Here is a 22,006-nt window from a genome sequence, read left to right as displayed (position 1 = left end):
TTCCCGGCCGGTGCCAAGTCCTGAGGGCTGAAGATGGGAGGAAGCTCCGGCATGACGAAGAGAGGCCGGCTGAAGGGCCGGTCGGCGCGGCCTCGGTATAGGCGGCTGCCTCGAGTGCGGTCAATTACGAAATCTGGCTTCCGGCCGATCTGCCATGCGAACTTGACTCAAGCCGCCGCATCAAGTCCTTGTTATCTCATCAGAGACGCACATGTTCGACGAGGAAATCGAGCAGCGCGCGCACGCGCGCCGGCAGCGGCCCGCCCTGGCCCATATAGACGGCATAGAATTCCTCGATATCGCCGAGATTGGCCGCTTCCAGCACCGGCACCAGCCGGCCGGCTTCGATATCGGCGCGCACCGTGAACGCGGCCAGTCGTGCAAGGCCTGCGCCGGCAAGTGCCAGATGGCGCATGGCTTCGCCGTCGGCGACCTGCACGCCGGGCGTGATCGGCACCGACACGGTTTCGCTGTCCTCGCGCAGCGGCCAGCCCTCTACGGCGCGGGCGTAGGAAAATCCGATCCGGCAATGACGGCTGAGATCGGCGACGCTGCGCGGTTCGCCATGCCGCCTGAGATAATCGGGTGAAGCGACGATGAGCTTGCCGGTGGCGCCGAGCTTGCGGGCGATCAGGCTGGAGTTCTTCAAGGGGCCGGTGCGGATCGCAACATCGGCGCGTTCTTCCATCAGATCGACCACCTTATCGGTGTGGGCGATATCGAGCGTCACGACGGGATGAAGCGCCAGGAAGGCGGGCACGAGCGGGGCCAGCACATGATTGCCGAAGGAGCCGCTGGTGTTGATGCGGATGCGGCCCGAGGCCTGTTCGCCTGAGGAAGCCTGGCGTTCGGCCTCGGCGATATCGGCAAGAATGGCGATGCTGCGCTCATAGAAGGCGCAGCCCTCAGGCGTCAGTTGCAGCTTGCGGGTCGAGCGGTTAACGAGGCGGGCGCCGAGGCGCGCCTCCAGCCGGGCGACGAGCTTGCTCACGGCCGACGGCGTCATGCGCCGCGCGGTGGCGGCTGCTGAAAAGCCGCCGCGCTCGACAACGCTGACGAAGACTTCCATCTCGCCGGAGCGGTTGATGTCCTGACGGCTCATGATGAATTCAAGTCACAGATGATGTTCTATCAGGCAATCTATATCAATGGAGAGGCTGGGTCTATCTCAGAGGAAACAAAGGAGACAGATCGATGGAGTACAGAAAACTCGGGCCCTCCGGGCTCAGGGTGCCGGTTTTGAGCTTCGGCGCAGGTACGTTCGGCGGCAGCGGCCCACTGTTCGGCGCCTGGGGCAATACCGGTGCCGAAGAGGCCCGGCGGCTCGTCGACATCTGCCTCGAAGCCGGCGTCAATCTTTTCGACACGGCTGACGTCTATTCGGTCGGCGCTTCCGAGGAAGTGCTCGGCCAGGCGATCCGCGGCCGGCGGGACGCCGTGCTGATCTCGACCAAGACCGCGCTGCCGATGGGCGAGGGGCGGCAGGACTGGGGCACCTCGCGGGCACGGCTGATCCGGGCGACCGAGGATGCGCTGCGCCGGCTTGGCACCGACTATATCGACCTCTTGCAGCTTCACGCCTTCGATGCCTCGACGCCGATCGAGGAGGTGCTGTCGACGCTCGACGGCCTCGTCGCCGCAGGCAAGATCCGTTATGTCGGCGTCTCGAACTTTTCCGGCTGGGAGTTGATGAAGTCGCTGGCCGCGGCCGAGCGTCAAGGCTATCCGCGTTATATCGCCCATCAGGTCTATTATTCGTTGGCGGGCCGCGACTATGAATGGGAACTGATGCCGCTCGGCGCGGACCAGGGCGTCGGCGCTCTCGTCTGGAGCCCGCTCGCCTGGGGGCGGCTTACCGGCAAGATCCGCCGTGGCGAGCCGCTGCCGGCCGCAAGCCGCCTGCACGAGACGGCTCAATACGGCCCACCTGTCGATGATGAGAGGCTGTTCGACATCATCGCGGTGCTCGATTCGATCGCAGCGGAGACCGGCAAGACAGTACCGCAGATCGCGATAAACTGGCTGCTCGGCCGGCCGACAGTATCGAGCGTCATCATTGGCGCCCGGAACGAAGATCAGCTCAGGCAGAACCTTGCCGCGGCCGGCTGGAGCCTGTCGAAGAATCAGATTGAAAGACTCGACGAGGTCAGCGCGGTGACTGCACCTTATCCTTATTTCCCCTATCGACGGCAGCAGGGCTTTGCGCTCCTCAATCCACCGATCGTCTGAGGCGGCCGGGGCCTGTCCATAGCCCCTGGTCTCCAACAAAAGAGGAGTGAAATCTTTTCCCAATCTGAACTGGACAGCCGCGTTGACTTGCCCCATACCCAGCCTGCTGCATATCTCCTTAAACTCGGAATCGATGTGAGACGAATTACGCAGCAATTTTAAAGTTGTACAGCGTCCTTGTGCGTCTGAGCAGGCGCACGGCGCTGTAGTTTCCGGGACGCGGTCTCGTCTACGCGGAATGGCAGGGAGATCAAAGGGATGGCGCTGAAGGACGCAAGGGCTGGAACACGCAATGAGGCGGGGATATCCGCCGTCCTCGGTATTCTCAAACAGAGCTTCGGCGAGCGCTTCCAGACGGGCCAGTCCTTCCGTGAACAACACGCCCATACGACCACCTATATCCCGCCGCAACTGCCCGACGGCGTTCTGTTTGCCGAAAGCGCCGACGATGTGAAGATGGCGGTCAGGGCCTGTGCGGCGCACAAGGCTCCAGTGATCGGCTTCGGCACCGGCTCCTCGCTGGAAGGTCAGGTCAATGCCGTCAGCGGCGGTATTTCAATCGATTTCAGCCGCATGAACCGGGTCCTTGAGGTCAATCCGGAGGATCTCGACTGCACGGTCGAACCCGGTATCACCCGCGAGGCCCTGAACATCCATCTGCGTGATACCGGCCTGTTCTTCCCGATCGATCCCGGAGCCAATGCCTCGATCGGCGGCATGGCGTCGACGCGGGCTTCCGGCACCAATGCCGTGCGCTACGGCACGATGAAGGACAATGTCCTTGCCGTTACGGCAGTCACCGCCAATGGTGAGGAGATCCGCACGGCGCGGCGTGCCCGCAAGTCGTCGGCCGGCTATGACCTGACGCGGCTCTTTGTCGGCGCCGAAGGCACGCTTGGCATATTGACCTCGGTGACGCTGCGCCTGCAGGCTATCCCGCAGAAGATAGCCGGCGGCGTCTGCGCCTTTCCGAGCATCAAGGCAGCTTGCGATGCCGTCATCATGACGATCCAGATGGGCATTCCGGTGGCGCGCATCGAGCTGCTCGATGCTGTGCAGATGCGGGCGTGCAACGCCTATTCCGGCCTGTCTTATGCCGAAAGCCCGACACTTTTCCTCGAATTCCACGGCACCGACGAGACCGTGCCGCTGCAATCGGCAGCCTTCGCTGAGATCGCGGCTGAATGCGGCGGGGCCGAGTTTTTTTGGACCGCCAATGCCGAGGAGCGGACAAAGCTCTGGAAGGCGCGTCATGACGCCTATTGGTCCGCGAGGGCGCTGGCGCCGGGGCTTGCCGCACTTTCGACCGATGTTTGTGTTCCGATATCGAGGCTTGCCGACTGCGTTTCCGAAACGCAGGCGGATATCGAGGAACATGGGCTGCTCGGCCCTATCGTCGGCCATGCCGGCGACGGGAACTTCCATGTGCTGCTGCTGTTCGACGACAAAAGCGCCGGAGACATCGCCAGGGCCGAGAGCTTCGTTGAGCGGCTCAACCGCCGGGCACTCGATATGGACGGAACATGCACCGGCGAGCACGGGATCGGACAAGGCAAGATGGCCTTTCTAGAGCAGGAGCTCGGAGGCTCGGTGGATCTGATGCGACAGGTGAAGCAGGCGCTCGATCCGGATGGTATCTTCAACCCCGGCAAGATTTTTCACCAAGGCTGAAAACGGAATATTCTCATGAACTTGGGCCTTGCCCATCCCATGAATAGCGCTAGTGTCGACAACAGAACCCTGAACAGTGTCGGCAACACAATCCCGAATGGAGAATCCTCGCATTGGTAGGCCGGTTCCTCGTCTTTCTGGGGGGAGTGATCGTCGTAGTGCTGTTTGTGGCGCTGCTTGCGCCGCTGTTCATCGACTGGACCGATTTCCGCAAGAACTTCGAGGATCAGGCAAGCCGCATCATTGGCAAGAAAGTCACCGTCCATGGCACGGTGGATGCCCGTCTGCTGCCGTTTCCGTCGGTCACGCTGCATGACGTGCGTGTCGGTCAGGAGGCCGACGGCACGCCGATCGTCAAGGTCGAACAATTTTCCATGGATGCCGAGCTTGCGCCATTCCTGTCGGGCGAGGCGCTGATCTTCGATATGCGCGTCGTCAATCCGAAGGTGCGCCTCAGATTGCTCAAGGACGGCACACTCGACTGGATGCGCGGCAGCCGCGCCGAAATACCGGCCAAAACAGTCGTTCTCGAAAATGTGCATGTCAGCGGTGGCGAAGTCGACTTCCTCGACGACCAGTCGGGCCGGGCGCGCCGCATCACCGGCCTGAATGCGGAGATGTCGGCCAAATCGCTCGCCGGCCCCTGGCGCGTCGAGGGCGATGCGGTCCTCGACGGCGAACATGGCAATTTCTCGATTTCGAGCAGCCAGCCGGACGAGAGGGGCGTGCTGCGCATGCGCACGAAGCTGTCGCCGGACAAACATCCGGTCAGTATCGATCTCGACGGCGAACTGAAGCTGGTCGACCGCAAGCCGAACTATCAGGGCCAGCTTTCGGCGGCGATCGAAAGCGGCAACAGCGCCAAGTCGGCCAACAAGAACGAGCAGCCGCCGAGGCTCAAGGGGCGCTTCGAGCTTACCAACGAACGTATCCGCATTCCCGAATACCGGATGGAGATCGGTCCGACGGACGATCCCTATGTGATAACCGGGGAGGCGACGCTCGATACCGGCAACGCGCCGGAATTCCTGTTGACCGCCGACGGGCAGCAGATAGACGTGAACCGCATCGGCAATCAGGGCGCGGCTGGCAAGACGACGCGGGATGCCGCGGTTTCGGCGCGCCAGCGGTTGAATTCTCTGATCGATATTGTTGCGCAGGTGCCGATCCCGCAGGTGCCGGGGAAGGCAAGCGTCAAGCTGCCGGCGATCGTCGCCGGCGACACGACGCTACGCGATGTTCAACTGGAGCTGGAGCCGGCCGGTACGGGCTGGATGATCGATAGCGCCGTCGGCACGCTGCCGGGGCGGACCCAGGTCGAGGGCAAGGGCAAGCTCCTGCTTCAGGGAGACCCGTCTTTCAACGGCCAGATCGTGGTGGCCTCTAACCAGCCAACGGGCCTAGCCTCCTGGCTGGCCGGCTCGGTCGACCCGGCCATCCGTCAATTGCGGCAGGCGGGGTTTTCCGCCAATGTCAGCCTGACTCATGAATTGCAGCGTTTCGAGAACCTCGAAATCGCCGTCGGATCGGCGACGCTGAAGGGCCGCCTGGAGCGGCAGGCGATCTCCGGCCAGACGCCGACCCTGTCGGTGGCTCTGAATGGCGATACGCTCGATCTTGACGCGCTGCAGGCGCTGGCCGGGCTTGCGACCGGGCAGGAGAGCGGCGACAATGTCCTCGACCATAAGATCGCCGCACAGCTCAAGGCCGACAGGTTCACCGCCTTCGGGGTCGACGCCGAGAATGTCGAGACCACCTTCACGATCGCGGACGGGGCGCTTGCGGTCGACCGGCTGTCGGTCAAGAATCTCGCAGGCGCCGAGTTGACGGCGACCGGCCGCGCCGAAGGCTCGCTGCTCGACTACAAGGGTGCGGGCGAAATCACCTTCAAATCGGCCGATCCCGGCGGCTTCTTCACCATGCTGCGCGAGCATCTTCCACACCACCCCGTGCTCGACCGGCTGGTGCGCAATGCCGGCTGGTACGGCAATACGGCGTTGCGCGGCGCGCTGACGCTCGGTGGCGATGAGGGTGATGCGCTGACAGTGACACTGGCCGGCGTCTCGAACGGCAGCCGGGTCAACCTCGATTACCGCATGTCCGATCTTCTGGCGCTGACCGGCAACGGCACGACGAGCCTCGAGGCGACGCTCGAAAACGCCGTGCCGTCAATCTTGTTCGGCCAGGCCGGACTCGACCCGCTGCCGGTCGATGTCGGCGCGAATGGCCGCCTGACGCTCAAGGTGAAGGCGTCTGGCAACGATCCTGCCGATGCGGCGCTGACCTTTGCGACCGACCGGACCTCGTTTACCGCGAAGGGCAAGGTTGACGTGCGGCCGGAGAGCTTCATGAACGGTCAGATCGTCGTCTCGCTCGACAGCGCCGATATCGACCCCTATCTCATCATGAACGGCATAGCCCTGCCGCAGACCGGAACGGGGTTGCCGTTCGGCCTGCAGGTCAACGCCGCCGTCGATCGTGACAAGATCGTTTTGTCCGATCTCAAGGGACATGCGGCCGACAATGCGTTTTCCGGTGCGCTGACCTTCGACCGCAAGGCTGCGAAGACGACGGCGAGCGGCGAGCTGACGCTCGCCAAGGCAGATGCCGGCTGGCTCGGCGAGGCGGTGTTCGGCCAGATCGTTGATCCCGCCAGCGGCACGCTGTCGAAGGCGCCGCTGGGCTTGCCCACCTTCAAGGATCTGGACGTCAGGGTGAAGCTGTCGGCCAAGGAATTCTGGCCTGGCCTGCCGGAAACGCCAGTGTCCGATTTCATCAGCAACGTCGCCTATAAGGGCGACGAGTTGCAGCTCAACGACATGGCCGGCAACTGGGATGGCGGCAAGCTCTCCGGTAATCTTCTCTTCACCAATGCCGACGGCACCGGTTTCCTGCAGACGAAGCTGGCGCTTGCCGATTCCGATCTTGCGGGCGTCATCTGGCTGCGCGATGGCGCACCGATCGCCAACGGCAAGTTCGGCCTGTCGCTGTCGATGGAGGCCTCGGGAAAGACGATTGGCGAGATCGCCAGCTCGCTCAATGGTTCGGGGGAGCTGAGACTCGGCGACACGAGCATACGCGGACTGAACCTTGCCATCCTTCCGCCGCTGCTTGCCGCCACCGACCCGATGCAGGAACAGATCAATGCCGGCAAGGTGCATCCGATCGTCGAGACGTTGCTCAACAACGGCGAGGCGAAGCTGCCGCCGCTCGGAATTCCCTTCAACGTCACCGACGGAACGCTCAGGGTGCAGAATGTGACCGTGGCCAACGATCTGGCCCGGGTTACCGCTGACGCACAGATCGCCTTGCCGGAGAAGCGGATCAGCGCGACGGTCGGCATCGGCCTCAATCCAGGCGCGGAGGCGCTTCCGGGTGTCGAGCCGGCGCTGAGGCTGAACTTTTCCGGCATGCTGCCGTCACCCGGCAAGACGATGGACGTGACCGATATCACCAGCTATCTGTCGCTGCGCGCCTTCGAGCGCGAGCGGCGGCGCGTCGAGCGGCTGCAGGCGATCGTGCTCGAAAAGCAGCGGCTGCGCCGCGAAGTGGCGCTCTATCGGTTCAACGACGCCGAGCGCGTCAGAGCGGCCGAAATCGAACGGCAACGGCAGGCGGAAGAAGAGCGGCTGCGCAGACTGGCGCAGGAGGCGGCTGCGCAGAAGGCCGCCGCGGAGGCGGAGGCCGCACGTGCAGCGGAGGCAAAAGCCAAGGCCGATGCGCAGGCGAGGGCGGCCGCCGAGGCGGAAGCGGCCCGGCGCTCTGGGCAGACGCAGCCGGGTCAGCTCGATTTCGACCAGCTGCCTGGCATTCAGGCTCAATGAAGACACTTGGGGTTTGCCTCCCCTGAGATCTTAGGTTTTTATTTGAATTCCCGGCGTCACGGCTGGCGGCCACAGCCGGCCTTCGCCCACGAAAGCACATGGAGCCGCAGCGCCGAGGACAAGTTACTGTCCGGCGGGCGGTGGTCGTCGATCTCGGAAATCAGGGCGGCAAGCGACATCGAACGGCTTGCCGCAATCGTCTTCAGCTCGGCCCAGAATTCATCTTCCAGCGAAAAGCTGGTGCGATGGCCATGCAGTGTCGCCGAGTGTTTGCGGATCATCAGCCGGTTCACATCGCAATCGGCTTGGAGGATCGATTCAAAGAAATCGCGCAAGTGGCTGATCGCAGAGTCGTTTCCTGCTCTTCAAGCTTTGCGTGAAGCTTCATGCGCCGTCGTCATCCGTCTCGATCCGGCCGTCGCGGTGAGCCTTGTCGGCCTTCTCATTCAGGCTGCGGGTAAGCTGCTTTTCGGCCTTGGTGCGGCCGAAGGAAATGCGGTTCTGCTCGGCCTGCTTCTCCTTTTCGGAGCGGGCCTGCTTCTTGCGGAACTGACGCAGATTGATGATTTCGGCGCTCATGCGCGAGACTTGATCCTTATGAAAAAGGGAGGCTGAGCCTCCCTTTGAAATCACTGCTTCTTGCGGAAGGAGTCGAGCGAGACGACGGAGCCCGGTTTCTTCTCTTCGCCGTCGGCCGGTTTTGCGCCGGCGGCTTCGTCAGGCTTTCCTGCCGCGTCGACGGGATAGGCGGTGATCTCACCGGACGGCAGCTCCTCGCCGTCAGCGAGCGGCACGTCGAATTCGAGCTCGAAATTGACGGAGGGATCATAGAAGCCGCGGATCGCATTGAACGGAATGACCAGTTTTTCAGGAACGTCGGAGAAGGAGAGGCCTATTTCGAAATGCGTCTCGGTGATCTTGAGATCCCAGAACTGATGCTGGATGACGATGGTCATCTGCTCGGGATATTTGGACTTCAGGTGCTGCGAGATGCGCACGCCGGCGGCGCCCGTGAGGAAGGTGATGAAGAAGTGATGGTCGCCGGGCAGGCGGCCCGTCGTTGCCACCTCCGCCAAAACCTTGCGGATGACGCCGCGAAGTGCATCCTGCGCCAGAATGTCGTAGCGGATATGATCCTGCCCCATGCTTTTCCTGTCTTTCGTCGGTTCTGAAGTCTTTTCACAAGGTATATGGCACGTTCAGGCGCCTTGGGAAAGTCCGGAGCCGAGTCACGCTAGAGATCAGCATACATGATTTCGTCAGCAGGGAGAAGGTGAAGGCTTCTGTTGCCAGGCGCCTTCGGACCCCGCCTAGAGGTGCGAACCACTAGGACTTTGATTGAAGTGTCACACCGCGATTAAGCAGCGAGACGAGCTTCCGCATAGTTGTCGTTTGCAACTACAATTTTAGCCCGATAACGGCGGTACAATGCCGAGCAAAAAGTCGATCTTTACACCCTTGTCGATCCTGTTTCGCCCCCATCAAAAGCCGGCCTTTGATGCCGCCGGTTTTTGGTGGAGGCGCCGGGTACCGCCCCCGGGTCCAATAGGTTTATTACACCGCTCATTTATTGCCATAGCCGGCCCGAAAGCCGGCAGGTTTCATATAGTGATTTCCTTTGCCCAAGGAAAGGGCAAACGTCATAAAAGCTTTATCTCCGGCGGCAGAAAGAACGGGAAAATGCCTGCCGGCGATTGGTTTCGTGAAGGCGAAGGCTTAAACTGGGGAAAACGGAATCAGCGCGCCATGCAGCAATATCTTGATCTTCTGAAGCATGTGATGGAAAAGGGCTCCGACCGGGGCGACCGCACGGGCACCGGCACCCGCTCGGTTTTCGGCTATCAGATGCGATTCGACCTAGAAGAAGGCTTTCCCGTGCTGACCACGAAGAAGCTGCATCTGCGCTCGATTATCCACGAGCTTTTGTGGTTCCTGAAGGGCGAAACGAATATCCGCTATCTCAGGGAGAACGGCGTCTCGATCTGGGATGAGTGGGCCGATGAGAACGGCGACCTCGGGCCGGTCTATGGCGCCCAATGGCGCTCCTGGCCGGCACCGGACGGCGGCCATATCGACCAGATCGCCAATCTGGTCAAAGGCATCGTCAACAATCGGAATTCGCGCCGTCACATCGTCTCGGCGTGGAATCCGGCCGAAGTGGACAACATGGCGCTGCCGCCCTGTCATTGCCTGTTCCAGTTCTATGTTGCCGACGGCAGGCTCTCCTGCCAGCTTTACCAGCGCTCCGCCGACATCTTTCTCGGCGTGCCCTTCAATATCGCTTCCTATGCGCTGCTGACGATGATGGTGGCTCAGGTGACCGGGCTCAAACCCGGCGATTTCGTCCACACGCTCGGCGATGCGCATCTCTATCATAACCATTTCGACCAGGCGAAGCTGCAGATGACACGCCGGCCGAAGCCGCTGCCCTTCATGCGCATCAACCCCGATGTGAAAGACATCTTCGGCTTCACCTTCGATGATTTCGAGCTGATCGGCTACGAGGCCGATGCCAGCATCAAGGCGCCGATCGCCGTCTGATCCGGGACATTTCATGGCCGACTTTCGCAGGACCATCATCGCCGCCGTTGCCCACAACGGTACAATCGGCCGCGACGGCGACATGCCGTGGCGCCTGTCGAGCGATCTCAAGCGCTTCAAGGCGCTGACGCTGGGCAAGCCTGTGGTGATGGGCCGCAAGACCTATGATTCGATCGGCAAGCCGCTGCCGGGACGGCCGAACGTGGTGATCTCGCGGCAAGCGGCGATCGATCATCCCGATGTCAGTATGGCGCATTCACTGCCTGAGGCAATGGACGCGGCTGGAAGGCTGGCGCGCGAAACCGGCGCCGACGAGATCTGCATCATCGGCGGCGGCCAGATCTACGCGCAGGCGATCAATCTTGCCGACCGAATGTGCATCACCCATGTCGAGGCCGACCTCGACGGCGACGCGTCGTTTCCGGCGATCGATCCCGATCTCTGGCAGGCGGCGGAGACGATCGTGGTGCCGGCCGGCGAAAGGGACAGCTATCCCACTCGCTACGTCGTCTATGAACGCCGTCACGCCTGAAAACGAACTATTTTCCAATTAAATTGACCAAGTTTCTCACGCTGCGTTGAAAGCCGGTGCGGCGATACTTATAACGGTCACCAACGCATCGGCCGGTCAGCCCCCACGGTCCCGGATGCGGGGAAGACTTAACGAACAACGAGGTTTTGATGCCCTGGAGCAATCAGAATGGCGGCGGCGGCCCTTGGGGCGGCGGCGGTAACAATCAGGGACCATGGGGCCAGGGGCCGAACCGCCCGCGTGGCGGCAAGGGCGGACCGCCCGATCTGGAAGACATCATCCGGCGCGGCCAGGATCAGTTGCGCAATATCGTTCCCGGCGGTTTCAATGGTGGGGTGGCGGCGATCGTCGTGGCGATCGTCGCCGTTTTCTGGCTGATCCAGTGCGTCTACACCGTCCAGCCGGACGAACGCGGCGTCGAACTGCGCTTCGGCAAGCCGCGAGAGGAAATTTCCATGCCCGGCCTGCATTTCCGCATCTGGCCGATGGACGCGGTCGAGATCGTGAAGGTGACCGAGCAGCAACAGAATATTGGCGGACGCAACAACAGCAATTCGACGGCTGGACTGATGCTCTCCGGCGACCAGAACATCGTCAACGTGCAGTTCTCCGTGCTCTACACAATCAACGACCCGAAATCCTATCTTTTCCGTCTCGAAAATCCGGCTGAAACGCTGCAGCAGGTTTCCGAAAGCGCCATGCGCGAAATCGTCGGCCGGCGCCCGGCACAGGATGCCTTCCGCGATAATCGCGGGCCGATCGAAACCGAAGTGCGCAACATCATCCAGGATACGATGGATCGCTACGGCGCCGGCATTGCGATCAACCGCGTGACGATCGAGGACGTCGCACCGCCGCGTGACGTGGCCGATGCCTTCGAGGAAGTGCAGCGTGCCGATCAGGACAAGCAGCGTCTCGTGGAGGAGGCGAACCAATACGCCAACCAGAAGCTCGGCCAGGCCCGCGGTGACGCGGCCCGCATCCGCGAAGCCGCAGCCGCCTACAAGGACCGGATCGTCAAGGAGGCTGAAGGTGAAGCGCAACGCTTCGTTTCGATCTACGACGAATATTCCAAGGCTCCTGACGTGACGCGGGAGCGGCTGTTCCTGGAGACGATGGAACAGGTCCTGAAGGGTTCCAAGAAAGTGATCATAGACCAAAAGGCGGGCGCCGTGCCCTATCTGCCTCTCAATGAGGTCGGCAAGCCGACGCAGCAACAACAGCAGCAGGGAGGCTGAGACCCATGTCGAACAGACTTCCCGTAATTCTGGTCCTTCTGGCGGTCATGCTGGTCGGGATCTATTCCTCGGTCTTCGTCGTGACCGCCCGCGAACAGGCTATCGTCGTTCGCTTTGGTGAAATCCAGTCGGTCAAGACTGACCCAGGCATCTATTTCAAACTGCCTTTCGCCTTTGCCGATGCCGACAGGGTGCAATACGTGCCGAAGCAGGAACTGCGCTTCGATCTTGACAACATACGTGTCCAGGTTTCCGGCGGAGCCTTCTATGAGGTGAACGCCTTCCTCATCTACCGCATCAACGACGCGCGCCGTTTCCGCGAAACGGTCTCGGGCGACAGGGAGGCGGCGGAAGCGCGGCTTCGCACGCGTCTCGATTCCGCCTTGCGCAGGGTCTACGGCGTGCGCAGCATCGAAGCCGCGCTCTCCCGGGAGCGCGTGGCGATGATGCTCGAGGTTCGCAACGAGCTGCAAGCCGATGCGGAGACGCTCGGAATCACGCTCGACGACGTGCGCATCAGCCGGACCGACCTGACACAGGATGTTTCCGAGCGCACCTATAACCGCATGCGGGCTGAGCGACTGGCAGAAGCTGAGCTTCTGCGCGCGCAGGGCAACGAGGAAGGTCAGCGCCGCCGCGCCATTGCCGACCGCCAGGTCGTTGAGCTGACTGCCGGCGCACAGCGCGACTCCGAGATCCTGCGTGGCCAGGGCGACGCCGAACGCAACCGCGTCTTCGCCGATGCATTCTCGAGAGACCCGGGCTTCTTCGAGTTCTATCGCTCGATGGCAGCCTATTCAGCAGCGCTTTCGTCGCAGGACACAACGCTGGTCCTGTCGCCGGATTCGGAATTCTTCCGCTATTTCAACAAGGCCGCCGGCCCCGCGGCGGCCAGCCCGGGCGCGCCGGCTCCCGCAACACCCGGAGCAACCGCTCCGGCGGCGCCAGCCCCGCCGGCAAACTGAAAACACGGGATCTGCTTCCCGCCAACATCGAGAATGGGTCGGCCCAGCGCCGACCCTTTTCGGTTTCAAGAGCCAAGGCCGGACTTTTGTGATGGTCCGTCAGATTGCACGGGGATTTCGCGAAAAGGTGATTTCACCCTCCATCATTCCGCCTTATGCTGGTGCTCAATGTGCGCATTTACCGCTTATGAGGAAGCTTGATGGCCACCACGATTCGCTCGCCCTTCAGACGAACGCTCGCGCTTCTGGCCAGCGCCGCCATCTTGGCGCAAGCCGGCATGAGCGGGATTGCTTTTGCGCAAACCACGCCTGAAACAGCAGCGCCCGGGGTTGCCGCGCCCGTTCCGGCTGCACCCGCTCCGGCGCCGTCCGCACCGGCCGAACCGCAGCAGACCCCACCGGTTCAGACCACCGTGCCGTCCAACGGTCCCGCTTCCGTTGCCGATCTCGCCGAAGGGTTGCTCGATGCGGTGGTCAATATCTCGACCTCGCAGAATGTGAAGGATGACGAGGGGGTCGGCCCGGCGCCGCGTGCGCCTGACGGGTCGCCATTCCAGGAATTCTTCAACGATTTCTTCAACAAACAGCAGGGCAACAAAGGCCCCAACCATAATGTCAGCTCGCTTGGGTCCGGTTTCGTCATCGATCCGGCCGGTTATATCGTCACCAACAACCACGTGATCGAGGGGGCCGACGACATCGAGGTCAATTTCGCCGACGGCTCGAAGCTCAAGGCGAAGCTGATCGGAACGGATACGAAGACCGACCTCTCGGTGCTGAAGGTCGAGCCGAAGACGCCGCTGAAATCGGTGAAATTCGGCGATTCCAGCGAGATGCGCATCGGCGACTGGGTCATGGCGATCGGCAATCCGTTCGGCTTCGGCGGTTCGGTGACGGTCGGCATCATTTCCGGGCGCGGCCGCAACATCAATGCCGGCCCCTACGACAACTTCATCCAGACGGATGCGGCGATCAACAAGGGCAACTCCGGGGGGCCGCTCTTCAACATGAAGGGTGAAGTGATCGGCATCAACACGGCGATCATCTCGCCGAGCGGCGGCTCGATCGGCATCGGCTTCTCGGTACCGTCCGAACTTGCTTCCGGCGTCGTCGAGCAGTTGCGCCAGTATGGCGAGACGCGGCGCGGCTGGCTCGGCGTGCGCATCCAGCCGGTGACCGACGACATCGCCGACAGCCTCGGACTCGACACCGCCAAGGGCGCGCTGGTCGCCGGCGTCATCAAGGGCGGTCCCGTCGACGACGGCTCGATCAAGGCGGGCGACGTCATTTTGAAATTTGACGGCAAGACGGTCAATGAGATGCGCGACCTGCCGCGCGTCGTGGCCGAAAGCACGGTCGGAAAAGAGGTCGACGTCGTGGTGCTGCGCGACGGCAAGGAGCAGACCGTCAAGGTGAAGCTCGGACGGCTCGAAGACAGCGATCAGGCTGCATCCGGCGATGCGGCGCCCGATGGCTCGCAGGACGGCGTGATCACCCCTGATCCCGACGAGAACGACGATATGGACCAGCCGGATACCGGCGACCAGGCAGCGCCCGTACCGGGCGCACCGGCGCCGGATCAGCACCAACAGGGCCAGGTATCGCCGGATGCGGCCACGCCGAAGAACGTGCTCGGCTTGTCGCTGTCGCTCCTCAGTCCCGAAACACGCAAGGCTTTCGGCATCGCCGAGAGCGTCGACGGCGTCGTCGTGACGGAGGTGGAGCCCGGCTCCGCCTCGGCCGAAAAGGGGTTGAAGCCAGGGGACGTTATCGTCGAGGTGGCGCAGGAGTTCATGAAGTCCCCGGACGCGGTTGCCGCAAAGGTGAAATCGCTGAAACAGGAAGGCCGGCGCAACGCCCAGCTGATGATCGCATCGGCCAATGGCGATCTGCGGTTCGTGGCGGTGCCGATGGAGTGAGCGAGCTACGGCGGCGACTAGGCGCAGCTTTCCTGTTCTCGCCTTCAACCCGTCACAAAATCCGTCTTCCGGTAACCCTGGATGTAAAGAAGTGCCGTCAGGTCGGCGTGATTGATGCGCATTTGTGCCTGGGCGGCAACGGTGGGCTTAGCGTGAAGGGCGACGCCGGAGCCGGCGAGTTGCAGCATGCCGAGGTCGTTGGCGCCGTCGCCGACGGCAATTGCCTCTTGTGGCGAAATGCCGAGGCTTGTCGAAATTTCGTTCAGCGCATCCACCTTCGCCTGCTTGCCGAGGATCGGCTCGGCGACAAAGCCGGAAAGGATGCCGCCCTCTTCGAGCAACGTGTTGGCGCGGTTCTCATCAAAGCCGAGGCTGGCGGCGATGCGGCTAGTGAAGACCGTGAAGCCGCCGGAGACAAGGGCGGTGTAATGGCCTTTCGACTTCATCGTGGCAATCAGTTCCGGACCACCCGGAGTGAGCGTGATACGCCGGGCGATGACCTCGTCGACGACCGATAGTGGCAGGCCCTTCAACAGAGCGACCCGCTCACGCAGGGCGGGCTCAAAGGCGATCTCACCGTTCATGGCGCGCGCAGTGATCGCGGCGACTTTTTCCTTCAGCCCGACTTCGGCGGCAAGTTCGTCGATGCATTCCTGGCCGATCATAGTCGAGTCCATGTCGGCGATCAGCAGCTTCTTGCGGCGGCTGTCCTGCTCCTGGATGACGAGGTCGATTGGCGCACTGGCGATGACCGCCAGGATATTGGCCTCGGCGGCTTGCGCATCCGTGCCGTCGCGCAGCGCGATGTCACAGGCAATGCCGTCGGCCAGCCAGTAGAGGCCGGAAGCCGTGACGGCCTCAGCCGCCTGTTCGGCGACGTCGGCGGTCAGAACGGGATTTGACGGATTGGCAACAAGCGTGGCAACGAGGGCCATGATGGAAAACCTTCTGAGCGTAAAGAACGCGATCCTGATAACCGGGCCGACCGCCAGCGGCAAGTCCGCGCTCGCCGTCGAATTGGCCAAACGCCATGACGGCGCCGTTATCAATGCCGACAGCATGCAGGTCTACGATACATTGCGGGTGCTGACCGCGCGTCCGTCGGCAGAGGAGATGCAAGGCGTGCCGCATCATCTTTACGGCCACGTGCCGGCGGGGGCCGGCTATTCCACAGGCGCGTGGCTGCGTAATGTCTCGGCGCTTTTGCCGGCGCTCAGGGCCGCCGGGCAGCTGCCGGTCTTCGTCGGCGGCACGGGGCTTTACTTCAAGGCGCTGACCGGTGGTCTCTCCGACATGCCGGATATCCCCGAGGCACTGCGGGAAGAATTACGCACGCGACTCGTAGAAGAAGGGCCGGACGCGCTTTACGCCGAGCTGTCCGACGTCGATCCCGTCATGGCGGCAAGCCTCAACCGCCAGGACGGCCAGCGCATCGTCCGGGCGCTGGAGGTGATCAAGGCGACGGGACGCTCGATCGCCGATTTCCAGGGCCGGTCCGGGCCTGTGGTGATCGATGCCGACGAGGCCCTCAAGATCGTCGTTCTGCCGGACCGGGCGGTGCTGCATGCCCGCATCAACGGCCGTTTCGAAAAGATGCTGCAACAGGGTGCGGAAGACGAGGTGAAGGCGCTGCTTGCGCTCGGCCTGCCGGCCGAAGCGCCTGTCATGAAGGCCATTGGCGTGTCGCAGATCGCGGCGATGCTGAAGGGCGAGATGACGCGCGATGAGATGCTGGAGAAGGGGGCTGCGGCGACACGGCAATATGCCAAGCGGCAAATGACCTGGTTCCGCAACCAGATGGACGAGAGCTGGCAAAGGCTGACCGTCTAGTTGTCATCCCCGTTGCGGACCTCCCGCTCCAGTTTACGCGATAAGCGCTTGCAGAAGTCTGGAGAGCTCGCCTACCGCCGCCTCCAGTTGCGCCTGTGGGAAGCCGCCGAAACCCAGCATCAGGCCAGCGCGCGCAGGCTGCGCGGCATACATCGGAGAGATCGCCCGCACCGCGAGGCCGGCCGAGAGGGCGCGCGCCGCAAGTCGCACGTCATCCATCTCCTCTGGCAGCCACAGAAGAACGTGCATGCCCTGATCGCTCGGCTGAACCTGGCACCCCTGCGGCAAAGCCCGCTCGAGCGCCGCGAGCAGAATAGCGCGGCGTTCGGCATAGAGACTTCGGATGCGCCTGATATGCGCTTCGAAATAACCTTCCCTCATGTAGGCCGCCAGAACGTGCTGTTCGGCTATCGGAGAATGCCGGTCCAGAATGGCGCGTGCTCCGGCGAAGGCTTCTGCGAGCGGCGGCGGGACGATGGCGTAACCGAGGCGCAGCGAAGGAAAGAGGACCTTGCTGAAGGTGCCGAGATAGATGACACGCGACGGACGCAGCCCCTGCATCGAAGGAAAAGGGTGTCCGGCATAACGCAGTTCACTGTCGTAATCGTCCTCCACGATCCAGGCGCGGTTCCTGTCGGCCCACGCGATCAGGGCGTTGCGCCGCGTCATGCTGAGCGGCATGCCGATCGGATATTGGTGTGACGCCGTCACGAAGGCGGCGCGCGCTTCTGGACATAACTCGAGCCCGCGTTCGACGTTCATTCCCTGTGCATCGACCGGCAGGCGATGCGTCCGCAGGCCGAGATCGTCGAGCACGGCGGTGAGTCCGGGATAGGCGGGATCCTCGGCCCAGACGGGGTCGTGGCGCGACAGCAGGACCCGGCCGGCCATGTAGAGACCCTGCTGGGTGCCTGATGTGACGATCACCTGTTCCGGTTCGCAATGGACGGCTCGCGCACGGCGGACGTGTTCGGCAATGGCGAGGCGCAGCTCGAGCAGGCCCATCGGATCCTGATAGCCTGACGGGGCAGCCTGCTTCGAAGCACGCACCCGATTGCCGAGACGGCGCCAATTATCGTCAGGCGCAATACCGGCTGCCGGGACTGATATGGCGAAGGGAACGGGCGGGTGAGAGGTGAGCGCGCGGGCGATTGATATCAGCCGGGCCGCTGGGGCGGGCAGGTCGATCGCATCGTCGGCGGCCGGTTCGGCCGGTGCCGGCGGGATGGCTGGAGACGCGTCCGTCAGAGCCGCGGCAACACGGGTTCCGGCTCCCACTCTCGCTTCGAGATAACCCTCGGCGGTCAACTGATCGAAAACCTCGACGACGGTGCCGCGGGCGATCTTTAGGGATGCCGCAAGCGTGCGCGTCGAAGGCAGGCGCTCGCCCGGTCTCAACTCGCCGCGGGCGATCGCGCTCCTTAGCGCCTGGGCAAGCTGGCGGCCGATATTCGCCGTCCTGTCGAGCACATTGAGCGATGGGATTGCGATGCTGCTGCGCCGCTTCGACATTGAGAGTGGCCCATGAAGATTCTTGAAAATGGCGCTTCATGGTGAACCAATTTCCTGGGAGAAGGAAGCGCATCAACAGCTTCCGGAAAAGGGACATGCAAGATCTTCTCGTCGTCTATATCGCCTATGTCATCGCCGCAGGCAGCCCCGGGCCAAGCAACATGGCCATCATGAACGTGGCCATGAGCCAGGGGCGCCAGCCGGCGCTGGCGCTTGCCGCCGGGGTAATCACGATGTCGACCTGCTGGGGCCTGATCGCGGTCACCGGCATTTCCACATTGCTGGTCCGCTATGCTCATGCCCTCATCCTCCTCAAGCTCGCGGGCGGGCTCTACCTGCTCTGGCTCGCCTGGAAGGCCGCTCGCTCGGCCGTTGCCGTGGAGGCACCGACAGGCGAGGTCCCCCGGCCTGCCACCGCGCTCGGCGCGCTGTATCGGCGTGGAATCCTGATGCATCTTGGAAACCCGAAGGCGGTGTTGGCCTGGGTGGCGATCATGTCTCTCGGCCTCAAGCCCGGCGCTTCGCCTGAAATGGCCCTCCTGGCTTTCGGCGGCTGCGTGCTTCTCGGGGTCTCGATATTTTCCGGTTATGCCGTGCTCTTCTCGACGGCGCCACTGGTGCGCGGCTACGCGCGGGCGCGCCGCTGGATCGAAGCAAGCCTTGCCGTTTTCTTCGCCGGCGCGGGTTCGCGCCTGCTGTTCTTCCATTGACCGCTTTTTGAGGATTGCATCATGTCTTCTTCACCGTTTCATGGCCTCTCGGCCTTTCCGCCGACGCCTGCCGGTCCGGATGGCCGGGTCGACGCCGAGGCCATCGGCCGCTTGCTGGAACGCCTTTGCGAGGCAGGTGTGGCCTCCATCGGTCTTCTCGGCAGTACCGGGATTTACGTCTATCTCACCCGTGAGGAGCGGCTGCGGGCCGTCAAGGCGGCGGTCGAATGCGTCAAGGGCCGTGTTCCGCTGGTTGTCGGCGCCGGCGCACTGAGGACGGATCATGCCGTCGATCTTGCCAGGGATGCCGAGGCTGCCGGCGCCGATGCGCTTCTGCTTGCGCCTGTGTCGTATACGCCGCTGACCCAGGAAGAGGTCTATCAGCACTTCCTCGCTGTGGCGAAGGCGACCAAGTTGCCGCTTTGCATCTACAACAACCCCGGCACGACACACTTCACGTTCAGCCGCGAGCTTCTGCAGCGCCTCTCCGATATCGATACGATCAAGGCGGTGAAAATGCCGCTGCCTGTTGACGGCGACTTGCGAGGGGAGCTTGCGACATTACGGAAAAAGACCGATCTCGCGATCGGCTACAGCGGTGACTGGGGTGCGGCGGAGGCGCTGCTTGCAGGTGCAGACGCGTGGTACAGCGTCATCGGCGGGCTGCTCCCGCGCACGGCGCTTGCTTTGACCAAGGCCGCCATGGTTGGCAATGACGGCGAGGCGCGTCGGCTCGATGGTCTTCTGCAGCCGCTCTGGGCGGTGTTCAAGGCGCATGGAAGCATCCGCGTGGTCTATATGCTGGCCGAGCATCTCCATGATGTCCGTACGGAGCTCCCGCGGCCGCTCCTGCCGCTTGGGTCGGCGGATCTCCAACATGTGCTCGATACTGCCCGGCCGTTGATCGCGCTGGAGCATCAATCCTTGTTGTAAAGGCTGCTCAGCGGCTTTTTCAGGATGCTTTCGCGCAGTGACGTGCCGGGTTCCCGGCGGGTGATCGGCGACTGGTCTGTCGGCGGCACCGGCCGGGGAAAGACCGGCTCCTCGCGACGCAGTTCGCGGCGCAGCGCGTCCAGCCGCGGATCGGTCGGGGTCGGCTCGGCCGGGTCCAGCCGCGGCGCCTGCGGCAGCAATTCGCGCCGGTAGGATTCGAGTGGCGCCGAAGGCGGCGGGGGCGGGGGGACGGGTGTTGTGTCGAAAACCTCGGCGGCTTCCAGCGCCTCGTCGAAACCTGGCATGGATGCCGCAACGCTCTGCTGGAAATTCGAAATATCGGGCCCGACGGTCACCGCCCTCATGCGGGTGACGATCTTGCGCAGATCGACGGTGTCGGGATCTTCCTCGCTATGTTTGTTGTTGGCGCTGGCGGCCTTCGGCAGCAGGTTCTCGTCGACACGGGAGAAGCGCATGCGCATCGGCACGCTGATCGCCTCGCCGAAGGCAATCGCCTCGCCATTGCCGATCGAGGAGATGAAGCTTGTCGTCGAGATCGACGAATTCGGGATCGCCGAGCGGATGATTTCCTGGTCGCGGTCATTGGCAAGGCGCATCGCAAACAGCGTCGAGCACTGCGACAGGATGGTCTGGTCGAGCTCGCCCGGCCGCTGGGTGATGATGCCGAGCGAGACGCCGTATTTGCGGCCTTCCTTGGCGATGCGGGCGATCGCCTGGCGCGTCGGCACGAAGCCCAGTGTCGGATCGGAGGGGATGTAGCGGTGGGCTTCCTCGCAGACGACGAGCATGTGGATGGCGCCGTCGCTCCACAGCGCCACTTCGAAAGCCATGCGGCAGAGCACTGACGCAACCGAGTTGACGACCTCGGAGGGGATGCCTGCGAGCTGGAAGGTGCAGATCGGCCTGCTATCGCCCGGGATGCGGAAGATCTGAGCGATGGTATCGGTGATCGTGTCGCTGATCGTGTTGTTGGAGAACATGAAGTGATAGCGCGGATCGTTTATCGCGGCGATGAGTCGCATCTTCAGCGAACGCAGGGAGGGCTTTTCCGCACGGCCTTCCAGACGGCCGATGCGTTCGTCGATCAGCGCCAGGAGATCGGCCATTCGGTAGGGAACGGGTGTGTCGGCGGTGATCGAACTTTTTTCCGTGGTGCGGCGCACCAGCGAATTGTCGCTGCCGCGGAAGGCGCGCTTGGCCTCCGGCATGATGTCGCGCAGCAGGTCGAGCTCTTCGGGCACCGGCGGGCGGCCGCGGAAGACGACTTCGGCAAACTCTTCGAGCCGCATCAGCCAGAAGGGCAGGTCGAGCGTATCGGTATCGATGGTGACAGCGTGCTGGGGAAAGGCGGCGGCGAATTCGTTGTGCGGATCGAGGATCAGCACGCGCAGCTTCGGATCGGCGGCGATCGCCTTGTGCAGCAGCAGCGATACGGCGGTCGATTTGCCGACGCCAGTCGAGCCGACGACGGCGAAATGCTTGGAGAGCATCGAGGGGATGTGGATTGCCGCATCGATGCTTTCGTCCTGGGTCAGTTTGCCGATGACGGCCGTCGTGCCCGTTCCGGCATCATAGATGCGCATCAGGTCGGCGGCGCGGATGCGATGAGCGATGGCGCCGAGATAGGGGTAACGCGAGATGCCGGTCGAGAATTCCTCGCGCCCGTCTTCGTCGACGCGGACTTCGCCGAGAAGCTCCGTCTCGATCTTGAAATAATTGTCCTCGCCTTCGCCCCAGGCATGGCTGCCGGTATTCATCGAATAGACGAGAGCGACGACGCGGTTGCGGCCGACGCTGATCGAAATCAGTCGGCCGACGGACCAGAGTTCGGTAAGATCGGTGCCGCCCTGTTCGGCGACCGCGGCAATCGTCGCCCTGGAGCCGCTGCATGCAACGACGCGGCCGAGAAAGCGATTTCCCGGCGCGTGGCCGTCTCGTCGATCGTGCTCGCCTGCCTTGCCAGACATGCGCAAGTCGTTGTTGAGCAAAGGCTACTCCCTACGGTAGCGTTAAAGGATAAAGTCGATCCTTTAACAAATCCTTCATCCTACCGATTTCGGGGGTGCGGAGGCGCGAGGCAG

Annotated in this window: 18 protein-coding genes and 1 other RNA gene; 11 read left to right on the top strand and 8 right to left on the bottom strand. The window is 62.9% G+C overall.

Translation table 11 applies throughout. From position 1 onward, the window contains the following. Nucleotides 1–199 precede the first annotated feature (199 nt). Nucleotides 200–1,102: a LysR family transcriptional regulator gene (locus NL154_RS13175; RefSeq protein ID WP_434732789.1), complete on the bottom strand. Its 903-nt coding sequence runs from the start codon at nt 1,100–1,102 to the stop codon at nt 200–202. 92 nt (nt 1,103–1,194) lie between these two features. Between NL154_RS13175 and NL154_RS13170 the strand changes: the two genes are divergently transcribed. The 3 genes from NL154_RS13170 (at nt 1,195) to NL154_RS13160 (ending at nt 7,724) form a co-directional block, all read left to right on the top strand. Then, nucleotides 1,195–2,229, top strand: a complete 1,035-nt coding sequence (locus NL154_RS13170; RefSeq protein ID WP_434732788.1) for an aldo/keto reductase — start codon at nt 1,195–1,197, stop codon at nt 2,227–2,229. A 258-nt stretch (nt 2,230–2,487) separates the two neighbouring features. Beyond that, complete coding sequence (locus tag NL154_RS13165; protein WP_434732787.1) at nt 2,488–3,900, top strand: FAD-binding oxidoreductase; 1,413 nt, start codon at nt 2,488–2,490, stop codon at nt 3,898–3,900. A 113-nt stretch (nt 3,901–4,013) separates the two neighbouring features. After that, nucleotides 4,014–7,724, top strand: a complete 3,711-nt coding sequence (locus NL154_RS13160) for an AsmA family protein (protein ID WP_221122670.1) — start codon at nt 4,014–4,016, stop codon at nt 7,722–7,724. Nucleotides 7,725–7,780: 56 nt separating this feature from the next. Here the strand turns inward: NL154_RS13160 and NL154_RS13155 are convergent, their stop codons facing one another. From NL154_RS13155 to ssrA, 4 genes are all read right to left on the bottom strand, one after another. Continuing rightward, complete coding sequence (locus NL154_RS13155; protein ID WP_064706123.1) at nt 7,781–8,005, bottom strand: ribbon-helix-helix domain-containing protein; 225 nt, start codon at nt 8,003–8,005, stop codon at nt 7,781–7,783. Nucleotides 8,006–8,108: 103 nt separating this feature from the next. Beyond that, entirely contained in the window at nt 8,109–8,303 is a 195-nt protein-coding gene (locus tag NL154_RS13150; RefSeq protein WP_011426047.1) for a DUF4169 family protein, read from the bottom strand. A gap of 50 nt (nt 8,304–8,353) precedes the next feature. Beyond that, nucleotides 8,354–8,869: an SspB family protein gene (locus tag NL154_RS13145; protein ID WP_064803733.1), complete on the bottom strand. Its 516-nt coding sequence runs from the start codon at nt 8,867–8,869 to the stop codon at nt 8,354–8,356. Between the two features lie 127 nt (nt 8,870–8,996). After that, nucleotides 8,997–9,359: a transfer-messenger RNA gene (gene ssrA / locus NL154_RS13140) on the bottom strand. 111 nt (nt 9,360–9,470) lie between these two features. Between ssrA and NL154_RS13135 the strand changes: the two genes are divergently transcribed. The 5 genes from NL154_RS13135 to NL154_RS13115 all read left to right on the top strand — a co-directional run bounded on the left by NL154_RS13135 (nt 9,471) and on the right by NL154_RS13115 (nt 14,919). After that, the gene (locus NL154_RS13135) at nt 9,471–10,265 is read left to right on the top strand and encodes a thymidylate synthase (RefSeq protein WP_210630654.1); all 795 of its coding nucleotides are present in this window, start codon (nt 9,471–9,473) and stop codon (nt 10,263–10,265) included. Nucleotides 10,266–10,278: 13 nt separating this feature from the next. Continuing rightward, entirely contained in the window at nt 10,279–10,797 is a 519-nt protein-coding gene (locus NL154_RS13130) for a dihydrofolate reductase (RefSeq protein WP_210630655.1), read from the top strand. A gap of 149 nt (nt 10,798–10,946) precedes the next feature. Beyond that, complete coding sequence (gene hflK / locus NL154_RS13125; RefSeq protein WP_210630657.1) at nt 10,947–12,035, top strand: FtsH protease activity modulator HflK; 1,089 nt, start codon at nt 10,947–10,949, stop codon at nt 12,033–12,035. A gap of 5 nt (nt 12,036–12,040) precedes the next feature. Next, nucleotides 12,041–13,000 carry a protease modulator HflC gene (hflC, locus tag NL154_RS13120; RefSeq protein WP_221145509.1) on the top strand — a complete coding sequence of 320 codons (960 nt, stop codon included), beginning with the start codon at nt 12,041–12,043 and terminating at the stop codon, nt 12,998–13,000. A gap of 200 nt (nt 13,001–13,200) precedes the next feature. Continuing rightward, nucleotides 13,201–14,919, top strand: a complete 1,719-nt coding sequence (locus NL154_RS13115) for a DegQ family serine endoprotease (RefSeq protein ID WP_210630659.1) — start codon at nt 13,201–13,203, stop codon at nt 14,917–14,919. 44 nt (nt 14,920–14,963) lie between these two features. Here the strand turns inward: NL154_RS13115 and serB are convergent, their stop codons facing one another. Beyond that, the gene (serB, locus tag NL154_RS13110; RefSeq protein WP_210630661.1) at nt 14,964–15,854 is read right to left on the bottom strand and encodes a phosphoserine phosphatase SerB; all 891 of its coding nucleotides are present in this window, start codon (nt 15,852–15,854) and stop codon (nt 14,964–14,966) included. Between serB and miaA the strand changes: the two genes are divergently transcribed. After that, on the top strand, nt 15,853–16,749 hold the full coding sequence (gene miaA / locus NL154_RS13105; RefSeq protein ID WP_221145504.1) for a tRNA (adenosine(37)-N6)-dimethylallyltransferase MiaA: 897 nt from the start codon (nt 15,853–15,855) through the stop codon (nt 16,747–16,749). The two genes, serB and miaA, sit on opposite strands and share 2 nt — an antisense overlap. 33 nt (nt 16,750–16,782) lie before the next feature. On the opposite strand, the gene NL154_RS13100 is transcribed toward miaA, so the two are convergent. Further along, a complete protein-coding gene (locus tag NL154_RS13100) occupies nt 16,783–18,261 on the bottom strand; it encodes a PLP-dependent aminotransferase family protein (RefSeq protein WP_210630662.1) in 1,479 nt (492 codons plus the stop codon). 95 nt (nt 18,262–18,356) lie between these two features. On the opposite strand from NL154_RS13100, the gene NL154_RS13095 reads away from it, so the two are divergent. Next, nucleotides 18,357–18,971 (top strand): LysE family translocator, encoded by a 615-nt coding sequence (locus tag NL154_RS13095; protein ID WP_210630663.1) that lies wholly within the window; start codon nt 18,357–18,359, stop codon nt 18,969–18,971. Nucleotides 18,972–18,989: 18 nt separating this feature from the next. Beyond that, complete coding sequence (locus tag NL154_RS13090) at nt 18,990–19,904, top strand: dihydrodipicolinate synthase family protein (RefSeq protein ID WP_221153552.1); 915 nt, start codon at nt 18,990–18,992, stop codon at nt 19,902–19,904. Here the strand turns inward: NL154_RS13090 and NL154_RS13085 are convergent. Beyond that, nucleotides 19,889–21,913 carry an ATP-binding protein gene (locus NL154_RS13085; RefSeq protein ID WP_221153432.1) on the bottom strand — a complete coding sequence of 675 codons (2,025 nt, stop codon included), beginning with the start codon at nt 21,911–21,913 and terminating at the stop codon, nt 19,889–19,891. The two genes, NL154_RS13090 and NL154_RS13085, sit on opposite strands and share 16 nt — an antisense overlap. Nucleotides 21,914–22,006: the final 93 nt, after the last annotated feature.

Source organism: Rhizobium sp. YTUHZ044 (genome assembly GCF_051123975.1).
Taxonomy (GTDB): domain Bacteria; phylum Pseudomonadota; class Alphaproteobacteria; order Rhizobiales; family Rhizobiaceae; genus Rhizobium.
This window is presented reverse-complemented; position numbering and strand designations above follow the sequence as displayed.

Coding starts and splice junctions, on each gene's coding strand:
- NL154_RS13150 (WP_011426047.1), bottom strand. CDS start 8,303: ATGAGCGCCGAAATCATCAATCTGCGTCAGTTCCGCAAGAAGCAGGCC.
- NL154_RS13155 (WP_064706123.1), bottom strand. CDS start 8,005: ATGATCCGCAAACACTCGGCGACACTGCATGGCCATCGCACCAGCTTT.
- hflC (WP_221145509.1), top strand. CDS start 12,041: ATGTCGAACAGACTTCCCGTAATTCTGGTCCTTCTGGCGGTCATGCTG.
- NL154_RS13135 (WP_210630654.1), top strand. CDS start 9,471: ATGCAGCAATATCTTGATCTTCTGAAGCATGTGATGGAAAAGGGCTCC.
- hflK (WP_210630657.1), top strand. CDS start 10,947: ATGCCCTGGAGCAATCAGAATGGCGGCGGCGGCCCTTGGGGCGGCGGC.
- serB (WP_210630661.1), bottom strand. CDS start 15,854: ATGGCCCTCGTTGCCACGCTTGTTGCCAATCCGTCAAATCCCGTTCTG.
- miaA (WP_221145504.1), top strand. CDS start 15,853: ATGATGGAAAACCTTCTGAGCGTAAAGAACGCGATCCTGATAACCGGG.
- NL154_RS13095 (WP_210630663.1), top strand. CDS start 18,357: ATGCAAGATCTTCTCGTCGTCTATATCGCCTATGTCATCGCCGCAGGC.
- NL154_RS13175 (WP_434732789.1), bottom strand. CDS start 1,102: ATGAGCCGTCAGGACATCAACCGCTCCGGCGAGATGGAAGTCTTCGTC.
- NL154_RS13145 (WP_064803733.1), bottom strand. CDS start 8,869: ATGGGGCAGGATCATATCCGCTACGACATTCTGGCGCAGGATGCACTT.
- NL154_RS13130 (WP_210630655.1), top strand. CDS start 10,279: ATGGCCGACTTTCGCAGGACCATCATCGCCGCCGTTGCCCACAACGGT.
- NL154_RS13115 (WP_210630659.1), top strand. CDS start 13,201: ATGGCCACCACGATTCGCTCGCCCTTCAGACGAACGCTCGCGCTTCTG.
- NL154_RS13165 (WP_434732787.1), top strand. CDS start 2,488: ATGGCGCTGAAGGACGCAAGGGCTGGAACACGCAATGAGGCGGGGATA.
- NL154_RS13100 (WP_210630662.1), bottom strand. CDS start 18,261: ATGTCGAAGCGGCGCAGCAGCATCGCAATCCCATCGCTCAATGTGCTC.
- NL154_RS13170 (WP_434732788.1), top strand. CDS start 1,195: ATGGAGTACAGAAAACTCGGGCCCTCCGGGCTCAGGGTGCCGGTTTTG.